The 11,166-nt window shown below is 35.0% G+C and carries 15 protein-coding genes; 1 reads left to right on the top strand and 14 read right to left on the bottom strand.

Annotated features, from left to right (window positions below):
• Window positions 1-15: 15 nt before the first annotated feature.
• Complete coding sequence (locus QU661_RS03565) at window positions 16-1,101, bottom strand: type IV secretory system conjugative DNA transfer family protein (protein ID WP_304990345.1); 1,086 nt, start codon at window positions 1,099-1,101, stop codon at window positions 16-18.
• 102 nt (window positions 1,102-1,203) lie between these two features.
• Between QU661_RS03565 and QU661_RS03560 the strand changes: the two genes are divergently transcribed.
• Window positions 1,204-1,458, top strand: a complete 255-nt coding sequence (locus QU661_RS03560) for a hypothetical protein (protein WP_304990344.1) — start codon at window positions 1,204-1,206, stop codon at window positions 1,456-1,458.
• Between the two features lie 348 nt (window positions 1,459-1,806).
• On the opposite strand, the gene QU661_RS03555 is transcribed toward QU661_RS03560, so the two are convergent.
• The 13 genes from QU661_RS03555 to QU661_RS03500 form a co-directional block, all read right to left on the bottom strand.
• Window positions 1,807-2,526 carry a DUF6138 family protein gene (locus QU661_RS03555; protein ID WP_304990343.1) on the bottom strand — a complete coding sequence of 240 codons (720 nt, stop codon included), beginning with the start codon at window positions 2,524-2,526 and terminating at the stop codon, window positions 1,807-1,809.
• A 116-nt stretch (window positions 2,527-2,642) separates the two neighbouring features.
• Window positions 2,643-3,371 carry a hypothetical protein gene (locus tag QU661_RS03550; RefSeq protein WP_304990342.1) on the bottom strand — a complete coding sequence of 243 codons (729 nt, stop codon included), beginning with the start codon at window positions 3,369-3,371 and terminating at the stop codon, window positions 2,643-2,645.
• Window positions 3,372-3,530: 159 nt separating this feature from the next.
• Window positions 3,531-4,415, bottom strand: a complete 885-nt coding sequence (locus QU661_RS03545) for a helix-turn-helix domain-containing protein (protein WP_304990341.1) — start codon at window positions 4,413-4,415, stop codon at window positions 3,531-3,533.
• A 146-nt stretch (window positions 4,416-4,561) separates the two neighbouring features.
• The gene (locus tag QU661_RS03540) at window positions 4,562-4,981 is read right to left on the bottom strand and encodes a hypothetical protein (protein WP_304990340.1); all 420 of its coding nucleotides are present in this window, start codon (window positions 4,979-4,981) and stop codon (window positions 4,562-4,564) included.
• 60 nt (window positions 4,982-5,041) lie between these two features.
• Window positions 5,042-5,272: a DUF3784 domain-containing protein gene (locus QU661_RS03535; RefSeq protein WP_304990339.1), complete on the bottom strand. Its 231-nt coding sequence runs from the start codon at window positions 5,270-5,272 to the stop codon at window positions 5,042-5,044.
• Window positions 5,273-5,431: 159 nt separating this feature from the next.
• Window positions 5,432-5,887 (bottom strand): SMI1/KNR4 family protein, encoded by a 456-nt coding sequence (locus tag QU661_RS03530; protein ID WP_304990338.1) that lies wholly within the window; start codon window positions 5,885-5,887, stop codon window positions 5,432-5,434.
• Window positions 5,888-6,008: 121 nt separating this feature from the next.
• On the bottom strand, window positions 6,009-6,233 hold the full coding sequence (locus QU661_RS03525; RefSeq protein WP_304990337.1) for a hypothetical protein: 225 nt from the start codon (window positions 6,231-6,233) through the stop codon (window positions 6,009-6,011).
• 268 nt (window positions 6,234-6,501) lie between these two features.
• Window positions 6,502-6,963 (bottom strand): hypothetical protein, encoded by a 462-nt coding sequence (locus tag QU661_RS03520; RefSeq protein ID WP_304990336.1) that lies wholly within the window; start codon window positions 6,961-6,963, stop codon window positions 6,502-6,504.
• A 24-nt stretch (window positions 6,964-6,987) separates the two neighbouring features.
• The gene (locus tag QU661_RS08355; RefSeq protein WP_334307221.1) at window positions 6,988-7,191 is read right to left on the bottom strand and encodes a GNAT family N-acetyltransferase; all 204 of its coding nucleotides are present in this window, start codon (window positions 7,189-7,191) and stop codon (window positions 6,988-6,990) included.
• 48 nt (window positions 7,192-7,239) lie between these two features.
• Window positions 7,240-7,482, bottom strand: coding sequence for a hypothetical protein (locus QU661_RS08315; RefSeq protein WP_330692476.1), 243 nt, complete (start codon window positions 7,480-7,482; stop codon window positions 7,240-7,242).
• 368 nt (window positions 7,483-7,850) lie between these two features.
• Window positions 7,851-8,468 (bottom strand): SAP domain-containing protein, encoded by a 618-nt coding sequence (locus QU661_RS03510; RefSeq protein WP_304990335.1) that lies wholly within the window; start codon window positions 8,466-8,468, stop codon window positions 7,851-7,853.
• A gap of 462 nt (window positions 8,469-8,930) precedes the next feature.
• Window positions 8,931-10,622 (bottom strand): recombinase family protein, encoded by a 1,692-nt coding sequence (locus QU661_RS03505; RefSeq protein WP_304990334.1) that lies wholly within the window; start codon window positions 10,620-10,622, stop codon window positions 8,931-8,933.
• Between the two features lie 87 nt (window positions 10,623-10,709).
• The gene (locus tag QU661_RS03500) at window positions 10,710-10,874 is read right to left on the bottom strand and encodes a hypothetical protein (protein WP_000368179.1); all 165 of its coding nucleotides are present in this window, start codon (window positions 10,872-10,874) and stop codon (window positions 10,710-10,712) included.
• Window positions 10,875-11,166: the final 292 nt, after the last annotated feature.

Raw genomic sequence — 11,166 nt, 5'->3', positions numbered from 1 at the left:
TGCAAGGCATACTGTTTATCCTCTCATTAAGATACTTTTCATCTGTGCCGCCATTTTCTCTTTAATACCCTCTCTGTCACAAGCTGCGGATATTATCATCATAGCTTGATCTACACTTGTATTTGAATTAAGCCCAAGCTCATCTTCATAGTTATCTCCGAAGCAAGCATAAAGTACAGTTTCTAAACTGTAATAATCTGAAAGCTCACTAAGAACCTTTTTCTTAGCCCCTGAATGAGCGTTTTCCTTTTTCCCTAAAGCAATATTAGGATCATAGACATATTCTGTGTAATTTACACGCTCTCTACTTTCGGTGCAAATCTGATCCAGATATATTTCATTTGGATTAGGAAAATCATCTGTAGCATATTGATACCTAAATAGAAATGCAGTTCCAGACTTTCTAGCAGCTTCAGAAAGCTCATAGTTAAGCTCTTGCCTGTAAGATAAAGGTTCGCCTGTGTCTCTATTCCTCATAGCTCCACCAGCTTTCCTTCTTTTCTTTACCATGCTGCGTATTTGCAGCTTCTTTATAAAGCTAATGTTATCCATGTATTCACCAAGTATTGGATAGTGCTTTATTCCAGCTCCAGCTAAGTCTGTTCTCTTTGCACCTCTAATCATTGCATATTCCCCTTGCCTAAATTCTTTAAGTTCTTTTGGGAATAACAACGGTCTTTCTTTAGAGCTTTCCATAAAGGTTTTGTTTCTACCGAATCTCGTTCCTGTACGCTGAAGCTCTATTACTGTCTTATTTCCAAGCTGCTCTGAAAATTCATTTGCTGTCTCGTTTCCAAGTGCCATGATGTAGAACTGGTTAGCAAAGTTATCCTTAATCGTATCCATTTCCATTTCATAATTAGTATGCAGCTGATTATATGACTGTATGAATATATCAAAGCTGAATCCAACGCCAAGGCAATTTGTAACCATGCCGCCAAAGTTATCAAGAACTGGCATATTTCCAAACTCGTCTAATATGAACCTCACATTACGGTCTAATTTGCCATTTCCAGCCTTCGCAACCTTGAATAGATACTGGAATACCTGTGTTACAAAATTAAGGGCTAAGAAGTGATTAGACTTGTCCTCAGTAGGCAATCCTAAGAAGATAGCTACTGGTTTTTCACCAAAACTGTAAATGTTAATTATAAGTTAGATAGTTTAAATTCAAACATGTATATAATACTTTTGGAGGTGCTTATGAAAAAAATGAGTAATTTATATAAAAATATAATATATATCTATGAAGCTGTTTTCTTTATTGCTTATGCAATATATACCATGTTTGATGTATCCCCATTACATTCTGTTATTAAAACTGGATCGGCAATATCCATTATATTAGTCTTAATATATACATATAAAATGCTCGAGAAAGAAAAGAAAGATGCTAACATGACGGTTATGTTTCTATCGTTAAATTTTATGATTACTGTAGGGTTAGGTATTCATTAAAGTTGCATATCCTATCGTTATACAAGTAACATTGTATATAAATAAAGCTGTGCTATATTGTTAATAACCAAGAAATGATATTAAGCGTCATGTATACACGCGAAAGAAAAACCAGGAATGCCAGCTCCTGGTTTTTCAATGTGCTAATTGTCATTATGATTACTATCTAGCCACTTGTAGATATAGTGACTAGCTACTTCTGCTCCGACAGCAATAAGAATAGTAAAAAACGATGCGCCCAGATTCACATTTTTTAGCCTTGAATATTCCACCATGTCATATTTTGTGGATTTGCTAAAAACGTTTTGATTGCTTCATTAATCTGTTTCATAAAAACCTCAAAACACCTTACCTCTGAGCAAAGAATTTATTATATTGAGCTATCAGTTTATTTGGGAGCGCCTGTATGTTTGACCTGCACAGTTTATACAGCTCAAGACCTTTTTCTGTAAAGCCAAACTTTTCTATATACGCAAGCACAAATTCACCTTGAATGCTTTGATGTTCACCATCACATATAGCAAAATAGTCGCAGACCAGCCTATGATATTTTTCGTCGTAAAGACCTAATGCAAACACCGCAAAGCTTCCCGGCATCGTACAAAACTCGTCGTTCAAATTTAGATACCATTCAAACTCTTTCATAACTAACCTTGCATATCGCTCAATTTTATCGTGAATCTCAGGATAGAGAATTGCATTTGCAAAAAATTGATTTACCCCCTTCTTCGGAAGCTTCTTTATAGGGAGATATATTTTATTAGAACTTTTAAATTCAATTGAGTAGCTCGGCGAAAAACCATATTCGAACAGCTTACATAGATAATCTAAAGCTTTACTATATGTTTCTTCAGACTCATTTTTCACTGATATTTTGATAATTGCAAAGGCGTCATTTGAAGTGCAAGAAAAATCCTCCGTCTTACATTCTGCGATTTCCTTTGGGATTGATCCGCTACCGTTTTTCTTTATTTGTGCCGGCAGCTTACTTCCCAGCGCTGTGACTAAATCGAATACTTCTTTGGTATAGCTTTTATCAAAGCTATGTCCATATTTGGTAAAACACACTGCAATAAAACATGCAAATTAAAGATGCTCGTTGGTTTATCGCCCATTAGCTTCGTTCCTTCCAAGTGTCCTAAAACATAATTAAACTAGTTATTACCGTTGTTTCAAATACCCAATTATGTCTCATCAACCTCAAAACCTCTTATCAGTTCCCATGTATCTTTAAATTTAAAATTCGAAGTCTTTTTGTCTATAGTAATTCTATTGTAAATATCCTCAAGCGTGGAAGTAGGCGAGAGAATTCCTAATACATAATCTTCCAATTCCACTCGTCCAATCTTCACAAATCTGTCTATAAGCAAGCCTAGGTCTTTATGGTTAAACCAACAGTCTGTCTTCAGGCAGTATGATGTATTCTGCTTGCCACAAGCAATTTCACTGTTTATGAAATCATCGATACTAGGTTTTTCTTTCTGCAGTAATCGCGTACATGCTAAGTGGTATTCTATTTTTCTCACTCCTTGATCTACCGAAGATACAAAGCAAACTCCATACTCATCATCAAATTTTATCGCAAGAACATCTCCTGTTTGAAAGAAGGGTTTTCTTGTAGTCTTTAACTTTGGTACTTTGATTGGCTTAGTATTTTCGTTTTCTAGCTGTATTGCTAATTTATCCAAACACTTTTGCCTTTGCTTTAATGCTTTGTCATCAATTTCGAGCCAGAATTCATTTGCTCCTTTTTTGATGATTTCAAATGCTTTCTCTTTTACACCATCTGGAAGGTGTCCTATTTCCCATAGCGAATAAGCAAGCGCCGTCCAGTAAATTTCGGAATAAAAATCATCGATACAATAGTGTTTTTCTTCAGCTAGCATGGTTTCGACGATTTTATCTGCACTCATCCCGTCCTTATAGCTCCTGATAACATAATTATAGATATCATACCCTGTATCGCTATCTATAATTTTTCACACCATCTATTGCCATAATGCATAATCCCTCATATTTTTTCTAATTCCTCAGCTGAAATATACGTGCAATCCATTTTCTTCCAATAAATTCTATGCTTCGTCAATAGCTATAACAAGCTCGCTTTTTATCCCATTAAGTTCAATATAATTATCGGATTCATCATTTGAAAATGACTCTACCTTTTTTCCGTACTTTTCATAATAAATAGTATTAGCAATTCCTTTTTTTGCACTTCTAAAACAGAAGTTTTCAGGTATTATAAGTCTTGATGTTGCAGACAATTGATTGATTTCAACTGCACCTTCATGCGAGATAACATTAATCTGCATATCAAGATTAGAATCTATTTCAATTTCACTTTTGTTGCCTTTTAATGCAACTTCACTGATTTTTCCATTTATTTCAATATTTTCATTTTCAATATCATTAACAGTTAGTGTCCCTGCATTAACTGATATTTCAACTCTTCCGATATATTTGGCTGGAATATTAATATTTACAATGAGGCTCTCCTTCGCAATTGCTTCGCTTACTCCGTTTAACCTTGCAAGCTCGATATCAATGTTATGCCTATTATCATCGATCTTAACTTTATAGTCCGACTGAATATTTTTATAAACATTCGAGAATAGTTCAACTACTATTTTTTCTCCATTATACGCTTTTAAATCTACTTTATATGCCCCACCGAGTTTGATATCAAAGTCTTTTTTTCCATCGATATCGTATTCCGTACGACTTTCATAGATATAGTCAGATTTTTTACTCTCTGTTTTCTCATTTGACAGTAATTCATCTATAGATATTAGAAAGAGATTAGCTATAGCCATCAAATTTGAAATATCAGGTGTTCCAGTTCCATTTTCCCACTTTGTAATCGCCTGACGAGATACACCAATCTTCTCCGCCATCTTTTCCTGTGACAGTCCCGCCTGTTTTCTGTAATGTTTGATTTGATCTTCAAATAAAGTCATTTTTCTACCTCCGATATTTAGTTATGTTTTACTTACTTCAAAGGTTAGTAAATTGATGTTTACCAATCAAGAAACATTAGTTGTCTTTATTATATTTTTTGCTACTTTTCGTAGCAAAGCAGCAAAAATCTTAGTTTAAGTAAAGTTTATTTCTCTACTCTATATACCATATCTTCTCTGTTCCAAATATACATAATTGCTGACACTGGTTGTTTACCATCTTCCCAAAGCCAGCCTGTATATGTTGTCGTGTTACCAAAATATCCTTCTTTGATTATTTCAAACTCTGAGCCTGCATATTCATCCATAAATTGCTGTAATTCAATAGCCTTTCCATAAAAACGGCCTTCACCCAATGTTTTATTAAATATCAGTACATCACACATGTCCAAATCACAATCTTTAAAACATACTTCGCCTGGATAGGCTTTTTCTTCACCATCCACAAATTGAAATATTTTATGTACCTTTAATGTCAAAGTTTTGTTATGATATTTGATTTCTTTCACCCTGCTGTCATGAAGGCTAAAAAGAATATTGCTGCTTCTATCATTTATAAAATCCATATTGTTCCTCGCATATAATAAATATGATCATGTATCCATTACGGATACTAATTAACACATTCAAGTGCTTCGCATAGCAACAATCAAGTATAAGCCAATCATTAGCAAAGCAATTCCAAGTAGTAATTCAATAAGGCCAACTTTTCTAGCATAAGATTCTGTTTTCTTACCAGCTTTGCGGTTAGCTTCATAGTCATTGATAAGATTGTACTTTTTCTTAAAGTAGATTAAGTATCCAAACGTTGAAAAAGTTGCACCAATTGCTATTAAAATAATTTTTAATAATGTCATATATTTAAACCTGCAAATTTCAAATTTTTTCTTTTAATTATTGTCTCGCTTTAGTCCAAATTGATCCTATAAAATGAATTCTAGAGTGGATACAAACTATGACAATAAATAATCATCTTAAACGTCTGTAGATATGCCATTTAATAAATATGCTTAATATCAGATATTGTAGGCAGAAAAGCTTTCTACCTGCTCTACTAGATCTAAGATAAGCTCAGAGAAGCTCTCTGAAATTTCCTCAAGGTCCGCATAATCATTGTTATATCCACGTACTTTGCCGCTTTCAATGTCTATAAACACGATGCTCCCATCACCTAAACCTCCGATAGGAAATGCTGGGCCGTGTTCACATTCACACATATATTCCTCATATACCTCTTCAAAGATGGTATAGTTTTCCGTAAGCTCCTTCAAACCAAAAATCCATGGCTCTGCCAAATAGCAACCGCCTAAGTTAAGTAGTAGCCACCTGTACTCTGATGGTATGGAGGTGTAATTTGCTTCAAACTTTTTTATATCTTCCTCTGACTCCGGCCTAACACCTTCTGTAAAGGCACTTGCTTCATAAGCCGCCTTAATCCTGCCCTGATATTTTTCCAATTGGATACTGCACATTTTAATCTCCTAGTTATTGAATCTATCTGACATACGCATCAATTTTTGAATATCCTTTGATTACTTGGTCGTTTGTGACGGATAGATTCGAAAGCTCCTTCCAAATGATCTCAACATTTTCCTAAGAATCAAACATAAATCTAGAGAAAGGAACAATATTGCCGTTATAGGTAAACTCCGTGTAATCAGGAATATTTTTAGGATTAAAATATTTGTATTCAAACTGATCCTCTTTTTCTAAAGTATACCCATGTATTTTAGATACAAAAGCCTTCCCTTCTTCTATCGAATCAAATGCAACTAGGTCTTTTGAATAATTGCTCTGGTACAATTCCAATATAAACATCTATAACTCCTCAGCTCTTAACTTTTCCTTTAATTCTAATTATTTCTGCGATAGCGTGAACTATATGGAGGATATCGCGCAATTAAAACTGAGACGTACATCTACTTCTACTTCGCTACTTTGTAGCTCGTAACTTATGTTCTGGCTTCCGCTTTGAATAGAGTCAGGGAACTTCTTACTGTTATATCGTAATCCATTGTCCACGGATTTTCTAGCATACTCACCGGGCTCCCCTATAAATCGGATAACCGCAGAATGGATTCTTCCGTCATAAGGACAACTTATCCCAATCCTGCACCGATTCTATTACCGGAATCCAACTGTCTATTTGGAATCTTTCTTCTATCCACGGCTCCGCATAGCCGTCAAGAATAAGCACCCCATTACATTTTATATGGGCTTTTGCCTCTACTATGTTTAAGATTTCTATCCTATATTCACACAAAGGTTCATTTTCATAAATATAAAATGAATCCTCACGCTCTTCACTATCCAAAGCTGTCTTTACTGAAAATGTAGTCCCCGCCAATTCCTTTACATTGCTCTTGTCCGTATCTATTGGATTGATACAGAGGGAAGGGGAAATCTCATTTCCCTCAAAATCACCGGGCTTAAACCCAATGTCTACAGCCCATGAAGAGCTTTCCTCTCGGTCTGCTTTAAAGAACATGAGACAACTTCTTCTATCCTCCCAATCCTCTTGAAATGTAAAATCTTTTATCTTTAACATTTTGCTCCCCCTACAAACTGGGATTTACTTATATGAAATCCACTCTGCCTTTGATAGGCAGGTTATGTGTTCTGTTCGAAGAACACCTTCCAATGCACATGGAACGTTTTCTTTTGTATGATGATAACGGAAACCGCATTTTTCCTGGACTCTCTTTGACTTTGTATTACCGTCAAAATAACCGCACCACATTTTCTCCAGATTCAGGTCATTAAATCCATGCCTCATAATCTCACGAACTGCTTCTGGTATAAGACCCTGGCCCCAATACGGAACTCATATCCAGTAACCAATCTCCCCCTCAGTATCGGGAATACCTTTATCACTTGCAGAGCCGATCATCAAACCTATACTACCAACTGGCTTCATTGTTTCTTTTAAAACTACGGCGTATGTCTCAGGTGCGGAAAAAACATTTTTAATAATCTCCTTGCTGTTTTTCAATGCTGGTATGTACCGGCCAACCTGCAATCGGACCAACCTCTGGATTACTGGCATATTGAAATAAATCATTGGCATCTCTTTCTTCCCATGAGCGAAGAATCAACCTTTACGTTTCTAAAATCATTTGTCTTCCTTTAATTCAAATTTGTCTTTTGTTTAAAATAAATCTCATTATAAATTCCATAAACACCTTAGAAAACTTTGTGACAAGTTCATGATCAAGTGTAGTGGCTAAGTTTTCTTCATTAGGTCGCGTGGGCAGTACCAGCTTTTGTTTGCGTCAGTACCTGACTTAACTAAAAGGGCAACTGCCTCAGCATGAAACGAGTGAACACTAAGTACGTCCAGCAGTCCTGTCTGTATGTGGAAACATATCCACTAAACTATTTAACGACAGCATAAGATATCGTTAAAAGATATTACATCGACAAACTGGGATTTGTTTATTTTAGATACTCCTCTATTTTGTATCTATACTCATCCAGAAGTTGGCTTGAATAGGTTTTTTCATTTGTTGAATCTCTGACTTCTTTCCATAGAATAGCAGCAACTTTTAACTTATTAGAATAAAAGTCGCTAAATTCGTCCGAGCAAAAGTCCTTTAGGAATTGATTCCATTGACAAACTGAATGATCATACTTAGCATAGTCTGACTCGCCATAGTATACTTTTAGCATATCTTGAATTGTAAAGTTTAAGTCATTCTCAGCTTTTACTTTTCGCCAAGCTGTAGCCATATTAGCATTAAATTTGAATGGATCAACACCTGTTACAACCGAAAAATACTCTCGAAATTTTTGGTTAAAGGAAAAGCCACATTCAAGCAACGGCGTATTTAAGGTTATCGCTTCGGCTTGTTTTTTGTTTACTTTCCTTACAGACTTTTCTATTATATTTCCTTTGAAATATTGTTCTATAATATGATTCAGCTCCTGTTTTGTACCTCTGTATTCTAATCCAAGAGATTTACAAATTTGCGAAAGTTCTTCTCGATACCAATAGTATCTGTTAAATTCCTCAAATGATTTTATATTGATAAAATCCGCTCGATTATCTTTCAACTACTTACCTCCAGCCTCTAATTTTTCTTTGTTTAAATAATACCCATTATATAATTATAAACTCTTTAGCAAACTTTGTGACAAGTTCATGTTCAAGTGTAATGGCTAAGTTTTCTTCATTAGGTCGCGTGGGCAGTACCAGCTACTTTCTCGGCTTCCGCAGTAGCCCGCAACAAATCAAATTTCACTTCGCTCGTTTTCTTTGGCGTGCCTTGCATGAGACGTACATCTACTCACAATAACTTTCAGTTCTTGCGAGTAGTGTTACGGCTTCAGCAGTTCGCTGTCTCCAATCGCAACGTCGCCTCGCTCCTTGCTCTTGGACAGCTGTCGCGTGGGCAGTACCAGCTTTTAGTTTGCATTTCTGATACTAGTTTTTTTATTATGCCTCCGCAGTAGCCCGCTACAAATCAAACTTCACTTCGCTCGTTTTCTTTGGCGTGCCTTGCGTGAGACGTACATCTACTCACAATAACTATCAGTTCTTGTGAGTAGTGTTACGGCTTCAACTTGCTCATTATTGTCCAAACCTATATTTAAATCTTCATCGATGATAGGAAGTTTAAAAGTAATTGATTTTAGCCATTGCCCATTCGGTTGCTTTTCTTCGTAAATTTGAATTTCAGAAATCAAAGCTGTAATTAACTGTCTACGCTCTACATCATTCATTACCTTGTAAAGTTTATCAAAATAGATCAAAATCTTATATATGTTATCTCCTGTAAGTTTCTCAGCTTCAATAGTTTGTTTCTTTGCTTTCGCATCAATTAACGATGATTCTAAGTCTTCAATCTTATCATACATACGATAAAGTCTATCGTCTAAGTCCTGTTTTCTTCGTTTGTAGTGCTTATCATCAGCATCTAAATTATCTATTTCCTCAATTAGCTTAAATTTCGTAGAATGGCTCTTCCTCAATTCTTTCTGGTAATTATCTATCTCTTTTTCTATTTCAGAGGTATCTACCTTCATGTTAATTTTTTCTTGCATCATAGAAGCAAATTTGGGATTGCTTACTATCTTTATAATTACCTCAGCAACTGCATCATCTAACAATTCTTCTCTGATCTGCTTACTGAAAGTACACTTATGACCTCTTATCATCTGCCTATGTTTACAACCATAATAATAAAAATCTTTATACTTTGTACCATCTTTCTTTTTCTTGATACACTTGTTTCCAAACATTCCCACTCCACATATCGGGCATTTTACAATTCCTGATAACAAATGAGTTCTAACATCTTTTCCCTTATTCACATGCTCATATTTCTTTGCTTGAGATTTTAACTTAACCTGAGCAGCCTGCCACAACTCATCAGAAATTATTGCTTCATGAATACCTTCAGCTATTAAATATTCATCTTGTTCAACTTGCTTATATTCATTTCTTGTACCATGAACTTTTTCTAAAGTTCTTCTTCCAAAGGCTATCTTCCCGTTATATACTGGATTCTTTAATATCTTTCTTATAAGACCCGCATCAAATAATGGATTTTTCCCATTTTGTCTTGGAATTTTTCTTATACCATGATTTTCTAAGTATTTAGAAAGTCCATTGGCTCCAATTGTTGTATTTACATACTGATCAAAAATAGTTCGTATCGCAACTGCTTCTTCCTCATTGATTATCAATTTCCCATCAATCAATTGATAACCGTAAGGAGCAAACCCTCCATTCCATTTGCCTTCTCTTGCCTTTTGAATACGCCCTTCCATCGTTTGAACACGAATATTTTCCCTTTCAATTTCAGCCACAGCTGATAAAACTGAAATCATCAATTTACCTGCATCTTTAGATGAATCAATCCCATCCTCAACACAAATCAAATTGACTCCAAAATCTTGCATTGTTTGTAGAGTTGATAAAACATCAGCAGCATTTCTTGCAAATCTTGACAGCTTAAACACAAGAACAAAAGATACTCCATCCTTTCCGGATTTTATATCTTCCATCATGCGAGTAAACTGTATTCTTCCCTCAATAGATTTTCCAGACTTTCCTGCATCTTCGTATTCTCCAACAATTTCATAATCATTATAAAGAGCGAAAGCTTTCATTCTTGATTTTTGTGCCTCTAAAGAATAACCGTCTATCTGTATTGATGTAGATACTCTTGTATAGAGGTATACTTTTATTTTTTCTTTTGACATAGCATTAACCTCAATATCCTTTTTCTATATCTTTATATTTTTACCAATTATAGTTTGGACTTATATATCAAGTATATTATATCACTTTTATTGCTTTTTCTCAATCTGTGTTTTTGCCATGTCAAATTTATTTTTACCTTCTGTATTTTTTACTGGAGTTGGATTTGGAAGATTATCTAAATCTAAAACTCCAGCATATTTTGTAATCAGATTTGCTATCAAATCAGCCAATCCATTCCAGTCATTATCCACTAATACACCTCCTCCTATTTAAATTCTTTATAATCACATATTATTTTTCTTACTAAGTTTTATGACATTGGTAGGTGCATTGGCTGCTACATAGGAATCTCACCTCTGCCCCTTATTCCAGACGAGGCAGCTTAAACTATTGAAGTATCATTGTCACTACTTGTATCATCGAACAGATTGCCACCTCTGTTTTTTATGTATTCTTATTTATCGCTCACTTTCTTGTATCCTTGGCTAACCCAGTATTCATAAAACCGAAATTGCTTTCAGCAGAAAGGTCATGGCGTAAGTC

This window comes from Mogibacterium neglectum (assembly GCF_030644205.1).
GTDB classification, from domain to species: domain Bacteria; phylum Bacillota; class Clostridia; order Peptostreptococcales; family Anaerovoracaceae; genus Mogibacterium; species Mogibacterium neglectum.
This window is presented reverse-complemented; position numbering and strand designations above follow the sequence as displayed.